This is a genomic window from Christiangramia sediminis (genome assembly GCF_020552705.1).
Taxonomy (GTDB): Bacteria; Bacteroidota; Bacteroidia; order Flavobacteriales; family Flavobacteriaceae; genus Christiangramia; species Christiangramia sediminis.
Genome location: NZ_JAJBZG010000005.1, coordinates 317074 through 334746, shown reverse-complemented (window position 1 = coordinate 334746; position 17673 = coordinate 317074). Strand labels below are relative to the sequence as shown.

Below are 17673 nucleotides of genomic sequence, written 5' to 3'. Positions count from 1 at the left end.
AGATTTGTTCAGGTTAAAAATAACGTATAAACTGTATCATTACAAAAATTATTTAGCCTTGAATTTATAAACCTTATCTGGTGTCACACAATAGTTTAAAGGGATGTCACTGCTAAATAGTTCTTTGATCTCTTCTACAGGTTCAAAAAAGGACAGTCCAATCTTCACAATATCGGGTCTGCAGGCGGCTAAAAACCTATCATAAAATCCTTTTCCGTAGCCTATTCTATGGCCTTTTTTGTCAAAAGCGAGCAATGGAATAAAAACCACTTCAATTTTCTCTGTTTTTACTTCAATGCCATCCTGTGGTTCAGGAATATTCCATCTATTCTTTTTGATTACGGTTTGATCTGTTAACAGAAAATTGCTCATTTCGCCGGTTTCAGGATGAGATTTTGGGATGATCACTTCCTTGTCTTTTCCCTGTAAGATATGAAGTAGGAATTCAGTATCTACCTCTTTCTGTTCAGCAATACTTAAGAAAATATGGTAATACCTGTGATCCCAAACCGGTAATTCCAGTGATTTATTTGCAATTTCAAGACTTAACTTTTCAATTTCGGCATTATCTAATTTCAGCCTGAGTTCCTTGTATTTTTTCCTGAGGTCACTCTTGCGCATGTTCCACTGTTTTTGGTTGCGTGGAAATATGAAAAATAGCATCCCCCTGATAGACAATAGGAGATTCATTTACGTTGATCACATAACCCTCGCTGGAGGATTTTATTTTATGCCTGAATTTTCCATAAGGATCTGTAATGGTGGCAATATATTCGCCTTTTTCAACATGTTTCCCACAGGGTATTTTTATATGCAGCAGTCCGCTGTATTTTGCTCTGAGCCAGGAACTGTTCTCTATAAGAACCGTTTCTTTTCTAACATCTGGGTATTCAAATTTTGGAGCTAGCATATCCAGATGACTTAAGATTCGCATAGCGCCTTCCACTCCATATTTAGCGATATACTTATTACTATTTAGCGATTTTCCACCTTCAAAAAGAAGTACGGGAATTCCCAGTTTGGAACAGGTTTCTCTAAATGATTTGGTAATGGTTTTAGAATGTATCGTGAAGGGAGCATTAAAGATCCGAGCATATTTAATACTTTGTTCATCCCCTTTTTTTACTCGTATCTGCGGGGCATTGAACCTGGAAGCACCTCCGGTATGAAAGTCCAGACAAAAATCGGCAATGGGCAGAATTTTCTTTACGAATTGAAAAGCAAATCGGCTGGCAAGTGAACCGTTTTTAGTGCCTGGAAAAACCCGGTTAAGGTCCCTTCCGTCAGGAAATTCCCTGGCCATATTTAGAAACCCGAAAATATTCACAATAGGAATACAAATAATGGTGCCGCACTTGGGTTTGTTAATACCTTTAGATATGATCTGTCTAACGATCTCAACTCCATTGATCTCGTCACCGTGAATCCCGGCGGTAAGAAGAACAACCGGCCCCGGTTTTTTAGAACGTTCAATGATCACTGGCACCTCTACAGAAGTAGTAGTGTAGAGCTTGGCCATATTAAAATTTATGGTCGCGCCCTTTCCCGGGTGTACCTTTTCACCTAAAATTTCAAGAATATTATTCTTGTCTATACGCGGCATATATTAGACGTTTCTTTCTATATATCTTATAATGGTTTTAGCAATATCTTTTCCGGTCGCTTCTTCTATCCCTTCAAGACCCGGCGAACTATTTACCTCAAGAATTAAGGGGCCACGACTACTTTGTAGCATATCTACACCGGCAACTCCCAGTGACATTGCTTTTGCCGCCTTAATTGCAGCATTTTCCTCTTCATCGGTAAGTTGAATTACAGAAGCAGAACCGCCTCGGTGCAGGTTAGACCTGAATTCACCTTCCTTACCCTGTCTTTTCATGGCTCCCACTACCTGTCCATCTACTACAAAAGCACGAATATCAGCTCCGCCGGCTTCCTTGATAAATTCCTGAACGATCACTCGTGCCTGTAAACCGTTAAAGGCTTCGATAACAGATTCAGCTGCATTTTGAGTTTCAGCAAGAACAACGCCAAGTCCCTGGGTACCTTCAAGAAGTTTGATAATAACCGGAGCCCCGCCTACATGTTCCAGTATTTCTGAAACATCCTTGGAATAATTAGTAAAAACTGTTTTGGGTAAACCAAGACGGGCCCTGGAAAGTATTTGGAGACTCCTCAGTTTATCCCGGCTTCTTACCAGCGCCTGTGATTCTGTGGTGGTAAAAGTCCCCATCATTTCAAATTGCCTTACCACAGCAGTTCCGAAAAATGTAACAGAAGCACCTATTCTTGGAATTACCGCATCGGTTTCTTCAAGCCAGTGTCCCTTATAAAATATAGTTGGCTTTTTCTTTTCTATGATAAGATCGCATTTTATAGGATCTATCACTTCAACTTCATGATGCCTTTTCTTTGCAGCTTCTACAAGTCTGCTAGTTGAATATAATTTAGGGTTTCTTGATAGAATTCTTATCTTCATCTAACTTCTGATTAAAAGACACGTCTATAAGCTCAGTGTCTACTATAAATTTTTTGGTTAAAAACTTTCTTCCGATCAAAACCGGATATCTCATTTCCTGTCTGTCTGAAAGTGAAAGAGAAATCTTAAATATTTTATTGAATAATTTGATATTGGACTGTACCATATATCGCTTCTGGATAATCCCATTACTACTTCGTACAAATACAACATCATAATCTTCGAATACAAACTTCTTATTGTTATAAAGAGGATGTTCCTCATCCAGAAAGGTACAATGAATAATATTGTCTTTCTCCACAATGTTTTCACAATGAATAGATGAAGTATAGGCGCCGGTATCGATCTTTACGGCGATATCGTTAAGGTGTAAAGCTGGAAAGTCAGCCTTATCAAACCTGCCAATTACGATTTTCTCCATATTGCAATATACTAAAAAGTGATCGCTTACTTAAGGCCTGCAAATAAATGATAAACTTTTGAATACGTATTAAAAATTCCCTGCAGAAAATTCAAATTTCTGCAAGGAATTATCGAATGTATTAAAAATAGACAGTTACTTTTCCCCTAACAAAAAATGGGGTTCCAGGAGTAAAATGAATTTCTTCCACTGGAGCTACTTCATTGAGTAATCGGCTTTCTGTCGCGAATTGCGTCTCATTCCATTCTGTATCAAAAAGATTTTCGATAATCACTCCAAAAGTAACATTCTTAAGATTATAGTTTAGATTAAGATCGGTAACCAAATATCCATCTGCGGTAAGGCTGAAATCTTCATTGGCTGGCCTGTCATTTAAATATCTGTAAGAGATTCCTCCTGAAAATCTATTCAAGTTTTCCAACGCAATTCCTCCGGAAGAAGTGAATTCCGGGGCGAGTGGAATATAATTTTCACCGTCAGGTTCTTCGGTACCTCTTGCATAAGTATAATTCACATCACTATAGAAGTACAACCAGTCTGTTGCCTGAAATCGTGCACCCAGATCAAGGCCAAGTCTCCTGGTACGCCCACTTGGTTCTACAATTGCGGCGTCCCCAACATATACAAATTCCTGTTGCAGGAATAGAACCCACGCTGCGGCATTTAAAATCAGGTTACTTTCAGGTTTAAATATTACTCCCAGATCTGCACCATAAGCTGCAGGAAGTATGTCTTCCCCGCTTCTTGCAACTACCACCCGACTATCGTTAGAGTGGAAGCCAATACCTGTCTTTAAATATCCCTGTAATTTTTCTGAAGCAGTATAGATAAAATTTAATTTAGGACTTAAGAATAATTCATCTTCACTTTTGTTATCATAGGTTTCCGTAATAAGGTTTTCATAATCAAATTTGAAATAATCCAGTCTTAACGCAGGATTTATGGCAAGTTTTCCGAAATTGAAACTAGTATTCAGAAATCCGTATAGGTTTGTCTCATCAATATTCCCATATGCCAGTCTTTCTAATATCTCATCACGGTTTTTTGTTCTTGAAAGTTCATTCAAATTACTATCGTCATATCTAAAACCAATCCCGGCAGAGTAATTCATATCGATGGGTAGATCGGGTGCATTATTTTCAAACACGGTTTCGCCACCAAGAATATTTCTGTCTTCCTTTTGTTTAATTTGATCCCCGTTAACCGGATCTTCGAGGAAGAAGGTAAAATTAGAAAATAGTTCAAAATCGTATTTAGAATAAAAGGCTCTCGTTTTTAATTTTTTTGAATCTGAAAGTACTCTGGTATGATTTACCAGTAAATTGGTTCTGCTGGTATTTCCACCTTCCGTATCGTCAATAGCTCCAAATCTGGATATGGAACCATTATCTACAGCCCGCTGAGGTATTTGCCCGGAAGCATCCCATTTACTCTGAAAATGTGAAATACTAAGATTTAACTGTTCCTTGCCTGGCATGTCAAAGGTATATTTACCCATCATATTGAAACGGTTGAAATTTTGGGGACTTTCAAAAGGACCGTCAAACATATTCAGTGAAGTGGCGATATAGGCATTGCTGAATTCTTTTTCAAGGACATTCAACATGCCCACCATCCTTTTACTGTTAAACTGACCAAGCTCTAAAGAAACCTGGTTTCTTTCAAGTTTATCCAAAGTTTTGAAATCCACAAACCCGGCGGTGGTAAAATTTCCATACTCTCCATAATAAGGTCCCTTTCCAAATTCGATATTTTTTATAGTTTCCGGGATCAAGAAATGTAGATCACTATAACCTTGCCCGTGAGCATGGGAAACCATGTTTACGGGCATTCCGTCCACCGAAAGGGAAATATCGGTTCCGTGGTCAATATCAAAGCCTCGCAGGAATATTTGTTCAGCCTTTCCACCTCCGGCATGCTGGCCAATAATCAATCCAGGTACTTTTCTTAGAATCTCCTGAGAGGATTTTACAGGGTTGGTTTTAAGGTCTATTCTTGCGATTTCGCTTAATGGGTTTTTTTTAGCACTTAGTACTACCTGTTCCAGATTCACTGTGCTTTCTTTAAGCCGAAAAACGACTGTTTCGTTAAAATCTTCTGGAAGAATCCTATGTTCTATGCTCTCGTATCCTAAAAACGTGATTTTAAAAATATCTCCGGCTGAAACATTCTTGAGAATAAATTCTCCCGAAGCATTGGTATGTGTATGGAATCCTGAATTATTGCTATACACCGCAACATCTTCCAAAACAATCCCATCCTCATCAGTAATTTTACCCTCGAAATTTTTAGTTTGAGCAAAGCAGGTACCATAGAAGAGGAATATCAATAATATTCTTTTCATTATATAGATAAATTAAGGCATTATTTCTGTTTAGTCAATTCATAACCTGACCAACAGAGACAGCCTTTGGTTTTTTAAATAATTTTCTGGAGTATTCCTATTCTGGAACACTCTGATGTTGAATTTTATGTAAGAAGTATTTGGGGTGGGGGATCAGGAATTTCAAGCTTAAAAAAATATGATTTTAAGAAATAAGTCCTTTTTCTTTCTACAATTTTCTCAAAGCTATATAAAAGACGATAAGAATCTTTTGGAAAATGTTTGTCGTAATTTTTTTTCTGATATTCCTCCGGCAATTGCTGCTTTTCAGGAGAAATCTTAAAAACCTTGTTTATTAATTCTAATATTTGATGGTCATGGGATGGCAAATGCTTGTGCTGATGAGAATTTTCGTTAGGTGAGTGCTCATTGGGAGCGAAAAACGAGTGTGTATGTGAAATTGAATGATCTGAAGGGGATTGAATATCTATATTAGATTGTCTCTCCTCTAGTTGGTGTATACTTTTGTGTAAAAAGCTTAAAATTTCTTCATTTAAAGGTGCCAGTAAATATAGACATGCAAGAAAAACGGCAAAATAAACTTTAAAGAAATTTGAAATCTTTGCCTTCAAGCTATGGATCTTTGGCGCAAAATTAAACAAAAATCATTCGTTTTGATGTATGACGAATTTATTTCAGAATTTGATCCTGTAAATGTTTAACTGGCGATTATATATATTTTAAATTTGAGCTAATGGAAAAACCTGCTCTGGAAGTACAGCTTAAAACTTTACCCAATAGTCCCGGTGTTTATCAGTATTTTGATAAGAACGGGAAGATATTATATGTAGGAAAGGCGAAAAACCTTAAAAAAAGGGTCACTTCCTATTTTAATAAAAAGCATGACAGTCATCGCATAGGGGTGATGGTAAAAAAGATCCATGAGATCAAACATATCGTGGTGAGTTCAGAAACTGATGCGCTTCTTCTTGAAAATAACCTTATTAAAAAGCATCAGCCACGCTTTAACGTGATGCTGAAAGATGATAAAACCTATCCGTGGATCTGTATCAAAAATGAAAGATTCCCTCGGGTATTTCCCACCAGGAAACTTATTAAGGACGGGAGTGAATATTATGGGCCTTTTACAAGTTTTAAAACTGTAAACACTTTATTAGATCTTATTAAAGGTCTTTATAAACTTAGAACCTGTAATTATGACCTGGCTGAAGACAAGATCAGAAATGGAAAATATAAGGTATGTCTGGAATATCATTTAGGAAATTGTCTTGGACCTTGCGAAGAACTTCAGTCGGAAGAAGAATACAATAGTAATATTGAAGCTATAAGGCAGATCGTCAAGGGAAATTTCAAGGATTCGCTACAGCGTTTCAGAAATCAAATGAAAAACCATGCTGAAAAGATGGAGTTTGAAGATGCCCAGAGGATAAAAAATAAGATAGAAGTACTGGAGAATTACCAGGCGAAGTCTACGGTGGTAAATCCCAGGATCAACAATGTAGATGTCTTTTCTATAGTGAGTGATGAAGGTTATGGATACGTGAATTTTCTTCAGTTATCTCATGGAGCGATCATTAGGTCACATACTATTGAGATGAAAAAGAAGCTGGATGAGAGTGACCTGGAGTTATTAGAGCTTGCCATTGTGGAGATAAGACAGCGTTTTAGCTCAAATTCTACTGAAATTTATGTTCCGTTTAGAGTTGATGTGGGGGAAGAATTAAAAATTGTGGTTCCTAAGCTTGGTGATAAGAAAAAGATCGTGGAGTTGTCTCAGCGAAATGCCAAATACTTCCGCCAGGAAAGATTTAAGCAAATGAAAATTGTAGATCCAGACAGGCATGTAAATCGTGTGATGGCGCAAATGAAAGAAGACCTGAGACTTAATAAAGAGCCCAGACATATAGAATGCTTCGACAATTCAAATATACAGGGAAGTAATCCGGTGGCGGCCTGTGTAGTTTTTAAAAATGGAAAACCCAGTAAAAAAGATTATCGTAAATTTAATATCAAGACGGTAGAAGGCCCTAATGACTTTGCTTCTATGGAAGAAGTCGTTTTTAGAAGATATCGCAGGCTACTAAATGAAGGCGAAGACCTGCCGGAACTAATCATAGTAGATGGAGGGAAAGGACAGTTGTCCAGTGGCGTAAAAGCTTTGGAAACCCTGGGATTACGCGGAAAGATTGCGATCATCGGTATTGCAAAGCGCCTGGAAGAAATATTTTATCCCGGAGATTCAATTCCTTTGTACCTTGATAAGAAATCTGAATCTTTAAAGATCATTCAGCAATTAAGAAATGAGGCGCATAGATTTGGGATCACTTTTCATCGCAATAAAAGGAGTAAAACAGCGCTTAATACAGAGTTGGAGTCTATCCAAGGGATAGGAGAGAAGACAGTTATAGAATTATTGACACATTTCAGGTCCCTGAAAAGAGTTAAAGAAGCTTCGCAGAAAGAACTGGCCGATGTTGTGGGAGCTGCTAAAGCTGCAATCGTATTTAATTATTACCATTCACAATAAATGCATAGATTTCTAGCCTTTTTATTCTTCAGTTTCACTTTAATTGGCTTCAGTCAGGAAAAAGAGGAGCCTAAGATCGGGCTGGTCTTAAGTGGAGGTGGGGCTAAAGGCCTGGCACATATTGGAGTTCTAAAAGTCCTGGAAGAAGAGGGAGTTAGGATAGACTATATTGGCGGAACCAGTATGGGAGCTATTATCGGAGGTTTGTATGCCTCGGGATATTCTGCCAAGGAGCTTGATTCTATTTTTAACGGAACCAATTTTGATGTCCTTATTCAGGACAACCTGCCCAGGCGCGCAAAAACTTTTTACGAAAAGGAGGATGCTGAAAAATATGCCATCACCCTGCCTTTTGATAATTTTGATATTTCCTTTCCAACCGGGCTTTTTAAAGGTCAGAATATTTACAATCTTATGTCCAGGCTTACCATGCATGTAAGTGATGTGAATGATTTCAGCAAGCTTCCCATTCCATTTTTTTGTGTTGCCGCTAATGTTGAAACCGGGGAGGCCGTAATTCTTGATGAAGGTTCCCTGGCGAAAGCTATTTCAGCAAGTGGTGCGATTCCCACACTTCTAAGTCCTATAAAAATCGATGATCAGCTTTTGACAGACGGCGGAGTGGCAAATAATTACCCGGTGGAAGAATTGAGAAAAAGAGGTGCTGATATTATTATTGGAGTAGATGTGCAGGATAGCCTCGTGAAAAGGGAAAAACTTCGGAATGTGTTTGAGATCATGTCTCAAATAAGCAATTTTCGAACGATTAATGATATGAAGGAAAAGATTCCGTTAACCGATGTGTATATCAAACCTGATATTAGCCCTTTTTCGGTAATGTCTTTTGATGAAGGAAATGCAATCATAGATTCAGGCAGGGTAGCCGCACTTCAGAAGCTATCAGAAATACAAAAACTACCCTACAATAAGAATAAAAAATTTGAGCGGGAATCCGTAAAAAAGATCGATACCTTCAATATTAGCGCGCTTACCCTTCAGGGAAATAACACCTATCCCAGAGCTTATGTGCAGGGAAAATTGAAACTGGATTATGATGAACCTTACAATTTTGACGATCTTAATATTGGGCTGAATAACCTTTCAGCCACCGGAAATTTTGAAAGGATCAATTACCAGTTAATTCCAGAGGATGGGAACGGCAATTACGTTTTGGCTATGCAAATGGAAGAAAGCGAGAATAAAATGTTATTGCGACTGGGACTACATTATGATGAACTTTATAAGAGTGCAGCCCTGGTGAATCTTACCCGTAAAAGTTTGCTGTTTACCAATGATGTAGCTTCTGTAGACCTGATTGTTGGTGATAATCTTAGATATAATTTTAACTATTACCTGGATAAAGGCTATTACTGGAGTATTGGGGTAAATTCCCGCTATAATACTTTTGATAGAAATATAGATTTTAATGCCTTAAGTAAAGGGGAAGAAATTAATCAGCTTGAGGGGAATCGCAACCTGGATGTGAATTTTAAAGATTTCACCAATCAGTTATATGTTGAGACCCTTTTTCAGCAGGTTTTTTCAATAGGCGCTGGGCTTGAACATAAATATTTGAAATTTAGCAGTACTACTTTCAATGAAGCCAACCAGAATAATGAGTTGATCTTTGATAACAGTCATTATGCCAGCACATTTGGGTACGTGAAATTTGATTCTTACGACAATAAATATTTTCCCACCCGGGGAGTGAGCTTTACAGGGGATTTTCATCTCTATCTTTATTCTTCAGATTACAACGATAATTTCGCTGAATTTTCTATCGCGAAAGGTGCTCTGGGGTATGCGGTAACGCCATTTAATAACCTAACCACCCGAATTTCTACTGAAACAGGTTTTAAGATTGGAAATGACGGGACTGAGGTCCTGGATTTCTTTTTAGGGGGCTATGGGAATGATTTTATTAATAATATAAAACCTTTCTATGGCTATGATTTTCTAAGCCTATCCGGGGATAGCTATATCAAGGCGCAGTTGGAAGTGGATTATCAGATCTTCCGAAAGAATCATATCATTGCCAGCGCAAATATTTCCAATGTTGAAGACAGGATCTACACCACCGGGAACTGGTTTAAAACCCCAGATTTCACCGGTTATGCATTGGGGTATGGGATTGATACATTTATGGGGCCTCTGGAAGTAAAGTATACCTATTCTCCTGAAATTAAAGAAAGTTACTGGTTCTTTAGCCTCGGTTTCTGGTTTTAACATAGGCTGCTAAGTCCCAATAATTTATATTCTGCGCCCTGTTTTTAGACTAGTTTTAAGATTGTTTCGCTAAATTTTCATGATATTTGTATAAATCGAAAAATATAGTCGATTTTATCCCGATCTTTTAAAGATTCGTGAATTTTAGGTCGATTTAAAAACATATAATTATGCCTTTTTATCATAAACTTGGTAAAATTCCACATAAACGCCATACGATTTTTAGAAAACCGGATGGAAGTCTATACTACGAGCAATTATTTGGTACCATTGGATTTGACGGAATGTCTTCCAACTTATATCATGAACACCGTCCCACTCAGGTAAAAGAGATCAAAGGGAGCTATGATGTAAAGCCGAAAATTGCTGTTGAAAATAATCTTAAATCATACCGGTTTAAAGGTTTTCAAATCACTCCACATCCAGATTATTTAAAGAGCCGTAAGCCGGTGTTGACGAATTCAGACTGCGATATTATCCTGGCATCGCCCCAGGGTTCTACCGATGATTATTTCTACAAGAATTCTGATGCTGATGAATTGCTCTTTATTCATAAGGGAAGTGGGAAGCTACGCACGCATCTGGGGAACCTGGATTTTAAATATGGAGATTACCTTTTAATACCCAGGGGAACTATTTATAAGATCGATTTTGACGATGAAGATAACAGATTGTTTATCGTAGAGTCGAGAAGACCTATTTATACCCCTAAAAGGTACAGAAACTGGTTTGGCCAATTGCTGGAACATTCTCCATTTTGTGAGAGAGACCTAAGGCAGCCACATGAACTGGAAACCAATGACGAAAAAGGAGATTTCCTGATCAAGATCAAGAAGAAAGGTGAAATTTTTGATATGGTGTATGCCACCCATCCATTCGATGTGGTTGGATATGATGGGTATAATTATCCATATGCATTTTCAATTCATGATTTTGAACCTATAACGGGTAGAATTCATCAACCACCGCCGGTACACCAGACTTTTGAAACCGATGCCTTTGTGGTTTGTAGTTTTTGCCCTAGAAAATATGATTATCATCCTGAAAGTATTCCCGCACCTTATAGTCACAGTAATATAGATAGTGATGAGGTGTTGTATTATGTAGATGGTGATTTTATGAGTAGGAATGATATAGAAGCTGGTCATATTTCACTTCACCCCGCAGGAATTCCCCATGGGCCACACCCGGGAGCAGTAGAAAGAAGTATTGGTCAGGTAGAAACAGAAGAGCTGGCAGTAATGGTAGATACTTTTAAACCATTGATGCTAACCGAGGACGCAATGGAAATTGCAGATGAAACCTACCATAAATCATGGTTGGAAGACGGACATGATCATTAAAAAGAAAAAAGATTTATCAGCACAGGATAGAGCGATGTGGTAAAGTTTTGAAAACTGAATTCAATTTTTTACAATATCAATAATCTTAAAAAATAAAATAAAATGTCAACAGATAATACATCATTAAACTTAGAAAAAGTAATTCCGGAGGCAGAAGACTTTTTGCCGATCCTGGGAACCGATTTCGTTGAAATATATGTTGGAAATGCTAAGCAGGCAGCATATTATTACCAGCATGCCTGGGGATTTCAGCCGGTAGCTTATGCCGGATTAGAAACTGGTAAAAAAGACAGCGTGTCCTATGTTATGCAACAGGGTAAGATTAGAATAGTACTAACTTCACCACTACAACCTGATGGCAGTATCAATGAACATATAAATAAGCATGGTGACGGTGTAAAATTCGTGGCACTTTGGGTAGATGATGCCAGAAAGAGTTATGAAGAAACTACGAAAAGAGGAGCCAAATCTTATGTTGAACCTTATGAGTTGGAAGATGATAACGGCAAAGCTGTGATCTCTGGTATCCATACTTATGGAGAAACTATTCACTTGTTTGTGGAAAGGGGAGAATATGATGGTCCGTTCCTTCCAGGTTACAGAACCTATACTACAAAAGCAAAATCTGCAGATACAGGATTGAAATTTATTGACCATATGGTTGGTAATGTAGGTTGGAATGAAATGAACAAATGGGTGGAATTCTACGGAAAAGTAATGGGATTTGCGCAGTTGGTATCATTTGATGATAAGGATATTTCTACAGATTATACCGCTCTTATGAGTAAGGTGATGAGTAATGGAAATGGCCGGATCAAGTTTCCAATAAACGAGCCCGCAAAAGGGAAAAAGAAATCTCAGATCGAAGAATATATCGATTTTTATAATGGAGCTGGTGTGCAGCATATTGCCCTGGCTACAGATAATATTATTGAAACCGTAACCCAGCTAAGAGACAGGGGAGTTGAATTCCTTTATGTGCCAGAAACTTATTATGACGATCTTCTGGACAGGGTTGGAGAGATAGATGAGGAACTCGAACCTTTAAAAGAGCTGGGTGTATTGGTGGATAGGGATGATGAAGGTTATCTTCTTCAGATCTTTACCAAACCCGTTTTAGATAGACCAACCATGTTCTTTGAGATTATTCAAAGAAAAGGAGCTCAATCTTTTGGAAAAGGAAACTTCAAAGCACTGTTTGAGGCAATTGAAAGAGAACAGGATTTGAGAGGTACATTAAATTAAGATTAAAAAACTGCTAAAATTTAGCTGAAAAAAACAATTTTCTGATAATCACGTAAATTATAAGTTAAAGTTTATGTAAGCGTTGCGGGTAAGGTAGAAATACAAGACTTTTGCACCGCATTTTTGGAGTGGTTACCAGAAATGTTTTAAATTTTTTTCATAATTTAAGTTTTAGTTGGTTAATAAGATAAAATTCCCCGTCATTAATTTGATGGGGTTTTTTGTTTTAATACTTTTGGAATAGTAATTGTAATCAGCGTATTAAGCAGATATATACTGAAACTTAGGAAATTTATTATGATAAAAAGACTTTTTGCAATTACCTTCATTTTATGCCTAACTAATACCTCCCAACTTTTTGCTCAGCAAGCTTTTGAATCTGGAGAGTGGTTCAAATTCAGGATCCATTACGGGATGTTCAATGCCAGCTATGCTACTTTAGAGGTAGATGAAGCTGTTATCAATAATACCCCTGTTTACCATATAAAAGGACGAGGAAAATCCACCGGATTATTAGGTTTATTCTTTAAGGTTGATGATGATTATCAAACCTATATAGATAAAAGGACAGGAAAACCTTACAAATTTATCCGAAATATAAATGAGGGGGGATATACCAAAGATCTGGTCATAGATTTTGATCACAACAATAACAAGGCTCACGTTTTAAATAGAAAAAACCGGGAGAAAAAATCCTATTCTGTACCAAATAATGTGCATGATATGTTATCGTCATTTTATTATATTCGCAACCAGATTAACGGCGATAAGCTAAAACCAGGCGATGAAATGAGGGTTAATATGTTTATCGATGACGAGAACCTGGATTTTAAACTAGTATTCCTGGGAAGGGAAGTAATTAAAACGAAATTCGGAAAAGTAGCCACCTTAAAATTCAGACCTTATGTTCTTGCAGGACGGGTTTTTAAAGAAAAGGAAAGCCTTACTTTTTGGATAAGTGATGATAACAATAAAATTCCGGTAAAAATAGAAGCCGATCTTGCCGTTGGATCACTGGATGCAGACCTTGAAGCATATAAAGGTTTAAAGCATCAATTTAGTATTATAATGAATTAAATATGGAGATAAAACCCGAAATCGCGGAACGAATTGTCAAGCTGGAAGAAAAGTTTAAGAATTCGGGACAGGATATGGGGTCCTATTTGGATGGTCTTCTTTACGACCGTTATTTATCCTATTGGGATTATATTGAGGTAGACACGCTGCTAAGTCTGCAAAAAACGAATACACATTTCCCAGATGAAACGATCTTCATCACTTATCACCAGATCACTGAATTATATTTTAAGCTTATTATTCATGAGCAAAAACAGATCATAGAAAGCGACACGCTTACCGCGTCTTTCTTTACTGAAAAGCTCAACAGGATAAATCGCTATTTCAGAATACTTATAGATTCTTTTGATGTCATGATCAAAGGGATGGAGAGAGAACAATTTTTGAAATTCAGGATGGCATTATTGCCAGCCAGCGGATTTCAGTCTGCGCAATTCAGGATGATAGAATTGTATTCCACGCCACTAGAACATCTGGTTTCACCAGAAATACGCAAAGATTTTTCCGCAGAGAATAGTCCGGAAGATCTTTATGAGAATATATACTGGAAAAAAGGTGGGATAGATTTGGAAACCGGAGAAAAAACGCTCACTTTAAGACAATTCGAAAAAAGATATACCCCCCGGTTTTTACGTATTGCCAAAGAGGTACATGAAAATACCATTTATCATCGTTATCTTAAAATGCACGAAGACGATAGAAACAACAAAGATCTGGTGAAAGCAATGCGAAATCTGGATGTAAATGTGAATATCAACTGGTTGTTAATGCATATGGGGGCTGCGTATCGTTATTTGAGTAAAGATAAAACAACTATCAAGGCTACCGGTGGTACCAATTGGAAGAAATTCCTTCCACCAAGCTTTCAGAGAATAACTTTTTTTCCTAATCTATGGAGCAGGGAAGAGCAGGAAGATTGGGGTAAACAATGGGTGAATCATACTTTTAATACAGAAAAATAAAAAGTACAAAATTGAAAAAATTAGGCTTACTATTAATACTGATGCTGGCATTTGTAGCCTGCAATGATGAAGAAAAAGATCAGGCAATCACAGAAGTGAAGAAAGAAAAGCTGGCTCCTATCGAGAAAGAATACGGCTTTATATTGAACGATTTCGAGGTTGTTAGGGATACGATAAGATCGGGAGATTTTTTTGGAGCTATAATGGATAAAAATGGCGTGGAACCAGGAAAGGTGTTTGAGATCACTGAGTCAGTAAAAGACAGTTTCAATCCCGCACGCATTGTTGCCGGTAAAAAATATTTGCTGTTAAGAGCAAAAGATTCAGCCAGAACGCCACAGTATTTTATTTATGAAAATGATAAGATCAACTATACGGTGTTGGCGCTCGGGGATAGTATTTATGCTGATAAGAAAAAGAGGCCCGTTACCATTAAAAGAAGGGAAGTTTCAGGGGTGATCACCTCTTCTCTTTCTGAAGCTATGCAGGCGCAGGGCTTAAGTAATTTGCTGGTCTATGAATTGTCTAATATATACCAGTGGAGTATAGATTTCTTTAAACTTCAAAAAGGAGATCAGTTTAAAATGGTCTACCAGGAAAAGTATATTGATGACACTATTTTTGCCGGTATAGAAAAGGTAGATGCGGCTGTATTTAAACATTCTGATGAGCCCTATTACGCCTTTAGATATTTGACCGATACGATTTCGGGACAGCCAAGTTTTTATAATGCAGAAGCTAAGGCATTGCAAAGCTTCTTTTTGAAGGCACCCCTTAATTATTCCCGGATTTCATCAAGATTTACCAGAAGACGTTTTCATCCGGTCCAAAAAAGATGGAAAGCTCATTTAGGAACCGATTATGCTGCACCCCATGGGACCCCCATTGTAAGTACGGCCAATGGTACGGTAATCGCTTCAAGTTATACATCAGGAAACGGGAATTATGTAAAAGTTAGGCATAATAGCAAGTACACTACCCAGTATCTACACATGACCAAGAGAAATGTAAGAAACGGGCAAACCGTAAGACAGGGAGATGTGATTGGTTATGTGGGGAGTACAGGCCTGGCTACAGGACCTCATGTTTGCTATCGTTTCTGGGTAAATGGACGACAGGTGGATCCATATCGTCAAAATCTGCCTTCAGCCGAACATATTGAAGATGGGCTTAAAGAGGAGTATTTTGCTTATATAAAGCCATTAAAAGAAGAGTTAGAACAAATTCCCTACAAAAATATTTAGATGAAAAATATAAATCCAACCACCACGAACGCCTGGAAGGAATTAGAACATCATTATAAGAAGATCCAGAATGAGCATATGAGAGATATGTTCAGGAATGATGAAAGACGTGCCGATAGATTTACCATTCAGTGGGAAGATTTCTATGTAGATTATAGCAAGAACAGGATTACTGAAGATACACGCTCTTTGTTGCTTCAGCTTGCCGAAGAGTGTCATTTAAAAGAAGCCATTAATAGTTACTTTGGGGGAGAGGCGATCAATCAAACCGAGAATCGTCCCGTTTTGCACACGGCTTTGAGGGCTGATAAAAATGCTGATATTAAAGTTGAAGGCGAGAATGTAGTACCTGAAGTTCAGGAGGTAAAAGCCAGAATTAAAGATTTTAGTAACGATATAATTGGCGGCACACGCAAAGGCTATACAGGAGAAGCCTTTACTGATGTTGTAAATATTGGTATTGGAGGTTCAGATCTTGGACCAGTGATGGTAACAGAGAGTCTTAAATTTTATAAGAATCATCTTAATGTTCATTTTATTTCTAATGTAGATGGAGATCACGTCCACGAAACCATCAAAAACCTGAATCCAGAAACTACTTTATTTCTTATAGTTTCCAAGACCTTCACTACCATGGAAACTTTGAGCAATGCTACTACGGTTAGAGAGTGGTTTCTCAAATCGGTTCCTGAAAAAGAAGTTTCAAAACATTTTGTTGCTGTTTCTACCAATCTTCAAAAAGTTGAAAATTTTGGAATAGATCCAAAAAATATTTTCCCGATGTGGGATTGGGTAGGAGGACGTTTTTCTCTTTGGAGTGCAGTGGGCCTTTCTATAAGTCTTGCCATTGGGTATGATAATTTCGAATCTTTGCTTGAAGGTGCTCGTAAAATGGACGATCATTTTAAAGAAACTTCCTTTGAAGAAAACATTCCTGTACAGCTCGCACTCATCAGTATTTGGTATAATAATTTCTTTGGCGCTGAAAGTGAAGCGGTGATCCCTTATTCTCAATATTTAGATAAATTCCCGTCCTACCTTCAGCAGGCAATTATGGAAAGTAATGGGAAAAGTGTAGATAGAAATGGTGAAAAAGTAGAGTATCAAACCGGAACAATTATCTGGGGTGAGCCGGGAACTAATTCTCAGCACGCCTTTTTTCAGTTGATCCACCAGGGAACAAAATTAATACCGACAGATTTTATTGGTTTTAAATACTCTCTTTTCAATGATAAATCCCACCAGGATAAGTTAATGGCGAACTACTTCGCCCAAACCGAAGCATTATTAAATGGTAAAACGGAAGAGGAAGTTCAGGGGGAATTAAAATTCAAGGCTTTAAGTCAGGAAGAGATAGATAGAATTAAAGCTTTCAAGGTTTTTAAAGGGAATAATCCCACAAATACTATTTTAATTGAAAAGCTAACACCTGAAAGTATGGGTAAACTTATCTCTTTATATGAGCATAAGATCTTTGTACAGGGTATTATCTGGAACATATTTAGTTATGATCAATGGGGGGTAGAATTAGGTAAGCAACTTGCTAACAAAATTCTTGCGGAATTCTCAACAGAAACGGTAGATAACCACGATTCTTCTACTAAAAATTTATTAAAATTTTATTTAAGTTAATAATAGTCAGATTGTTAAAAACCTGTTAGTAGTTTTAAAGTGCCTTATATCAGGCACTTTCTTTTTTTGTATAGATTTGCGACGGCTTAATGTTAAAGTTAAATATCTTAACATTTGGATAAACTATAGTTGCTAGGAATTAGCTTTTTTTGCCACGAATTTTTTAATCAAAC

General features: G+C 37.4%; 14 protein-coding genes. 8 read left to right on the top strand and 6 right to left on the bottom strand.

The features are described 5' to 3' along the window. Positions 1 to 48: 48 nt before the first annotated feature. From LGQ90_RS10865 to LGQ90_RS10840, 6 genes are all read right to left on the bottom strand, one after another. Complete coding sequence (locus LGQ90_RS10865) at positions 49 to 621, bottom strand: 5-formyltetrahydrofolate cyclo-ligase (RefSeq protein WP_229341031.1); 573 nt, start codon at positions 619 to 621, stop codon at positions 49 to 51. Continuing rightward, on the bottom strand, positions 608 to 1603 hold the full coding sequence (locus LGQ90_RS10860; RefSeq protein WP_229341029.1) for a succinylglutamate desuccinylase/aspartoacylase family protein: 996 nt from the start codon (positions 1601 to 1603) through the stop codon (positions 608 to 610). The genes LGQ90_RS10865 and LGQ90_RS10860 overlap by 14 nt, the downstream gene beginning before the upstream one ends. Before the next feature lie 3 nt (positions 1604 to 1606). Further along, positions 1607 to 2479 carry a 30S ribosomal protein S6--L-glutamate ligase gene (rimK, locus tag LGQ90_RS10855; RefSeq protein WP_229341027.1) on the bottom strand — a complete coding sequence of 291 codons (873 nt, stop codon included), beginning with the start codon at positions 2477 to 2479 and terminating at the stop codon, positions 1607 to 1609. Next, positions 2448 to 2900: an ATP-dependent zinc protease family protein gene (locus tag LGQ90_RS10850; RefSeq protein ID WP_229341026.1), complete on the bottom strand. Its 453-nt coding sequence runs from the start codon at positions 2898 to 2900 to the stop codon at positions 2448 to 2450. Before LGQ90_RS10850 ends, rimK begins: the two co-directional genes overlap by 32 nt. A gap of 121 nt (positions 2901 to 3021) precedes the next feature. After that, positions 3022 to 5244 (bottom strand): TonB-dependent receptor, encoded by a 2223-nt coding sequence (locus tag LGQ90_RS10845; protein ID WP_229341023.1) that lies wholly within the window; start codon positions 5242 to 5244, stop codon positions 3022 to 3024. Positions 5245 to 5369: 125 nt separating this feature from the next. Continuing rightward, positions 5370 to 5855 carry a hypothetical protein gene (locus LGQ90_RS10840; protein ID WP_229341021.1) on the bottom strand — a complete coding sequence of 162 codons (486 nt, stop codon included), beginning with the start codon at positions 5853 to 5855 and terminating at the stop codon, positions 5370 to 5372. 122 nt (positions 5856 to 5977) lie between these two features. Here LGQ90_RS10840 and uvrC point away from each other — a divergent pair, with 122 nt between their 5' ends. From uvrC to pgi, 8 genes are all read left to right on the top strand, one after another. Then, positions 5978 to 7771, top strand: coding sequence for an excinuclease ABC subunit UvrC (gene uvrC, locus LGQ90_RS10835; RefSeq protein WP_229341019.1), 1794 nt, complete (start codon positions 5978 to 5980; stop codon positions 7769 to 7771). Then, complete coding sequence (locus tag LGQ90_RS10830; protein ID WP_229341017.1) at positions 7772 to 9997, top strand: patatin-like phospholipase family protein; 2226 nt, start codon at positions 7772 to 7774, stop codon at positions 9995 to 9997. 170 nt (positions 9998 to 10167) lie between these two features. Then, positions 10168 to 11340, top strand: a complete 1173-nt coding sequence (locus tag LGQ90_RS10825) for a homogentisate 1,2-dioxygenase (protein ID WP_229341015.1) — start codon at positions 10168 to 10170, stop codon at positions 11338 to 11340. Positions 11341 to 11442: 102 nt separating this feature from the next. Continuing rightward, complete coding sequence (gene hppD / locus LGQ90_RS10820) at positions 11443 to 12585, top strand: 4-hydroxyphenylpyruvate dioxygenase (RefSeq protein WP_229341013.1); 1143 nt, start codon at positions 11443 to 11445, stop codon at positions 12583 to 12585. Between the two features lie 300 nt (positions 12586 to 12885). After that, positions 12886 to 13662, top strand: coding sequence for a DUF3108 domain-containing protein (locus LGQ90_RS10815; RefSeq protein WP_423738453.1), 777 nt, complete (start codon positions 12886 to 12888; stop codon positions 13660 to 13662). Between the two features lie 2 nt (positions 13663 to 13664). After that, on the top strand, positions 13665 to 14624 hold the full coding sequence (locus LGQ90_RS10810) for a tryptophan 2,3-dioxygenase family protein (RefSeq protein ID WP_229341009.1): 960 nt from the start codon (positions 13665 to 13667) through the stop codon (positions 14622 to 14624). An 11-nt stretch (positions 14625 to 14635) separates the two neighbouring features. Further along, positions 14636 to 15868: a peptidoglycan DD-metalloendopeptidase family protein gene (locus LGQ90_RS10805; RefSeq protein WP_229341007.1), complete on the top strand. Its 1233-nt coding sequence runs from the start codon at positions 14636 to 14638 to the stop codon at positions 15866 to 15868. Beyond that, positions 15869 to 17500: a glucose-6-phosphate isomerase gene (pgi, locus tag LGQ90_RS10800; RefSeq protein ID WP_229341005.1), complete on the top strand. Its 1632-nt coding sequence runs from the start codon at positions 15869 to 15871 to the stop codon at positions 17498 to 17500. It abuts the gene before it with no gap. Positions 17501 to 17673 lie beyond the last annotated feature (173 nt).

Coding starts and splice junctions, on each gene's coding strand:
- pgi (WP_229341005.1), top strand. CDS start 15,869: ATGAAAAATATAAATCCAACCACCACGAACGCCTGGAAGGAATTAGAA.
- LGQ90_RS10810 (WP_229341009.1), top strand. CDS start 13,665: ATGGAGATAAAACCCGAAATCGCGGAACGAATTGTCAAGCTGGAAGAA.
- hppD (WP_229341013.1), top strand. CDS start 11,443: ATGTCAACAGATAATACATCATTAAACTTAGAAAAAGTAATTCCGGAG.
- LGQ90_RS10830 (WP_229341017.1), top strand. CDS start 7,772: ATGCATAGATTTCTAGCCTTTTTATTCTTCAGTTTCACTTTAATTGGC.
- LGQ90_RS10865 (WP_229341031.1), bottom strand. CDS start 621: ATGCGCAAGAGTGACCTCAGGAAAAAATACAAGGAACTCAGGCTGAAA.
- LGQ90_RS10825 (WP_229341015.1), top strand. CDS start 10,168: ATGCCTTTTTATCATAAACTTGGTAAAATTCCACATAAACGCCATACG.
- LGQ90_RS10860 (WP_229341029.1), bottom strand. CDS start 1,603: ATGCCGCGTATAGACAAGAATAATATTCTTGAAATTTTAGGTGAAAAG.
- rimK (WP_229341027.1), bottom strand. CDS start 2,479: ATGAAGATAAGAATTCTATCAAGAAACCCTAAATTATATTCAACTAGC.
- uvrC (WP_229341019.1), top strand. CDS start 5,978: ATGGAAAAACCTGCTCTGGAAGTACAGCTTAAAACTTTACCCAATAGT.
- LGQ90_RS10845 (WP_229341023.1), bottom strand. CDS start 5,244: ATGAAAAGAATATTATTGATATTCCTCTTCTATGGTACCTGCTTTGCT.
- LGQ90_RS10850 (WP_229341026.1), bottom strand. CDS start 2,900: ATGGAGAAAATCGTAATTGGCAGGTTTGATAAGGCTGACTTTCCAGCT.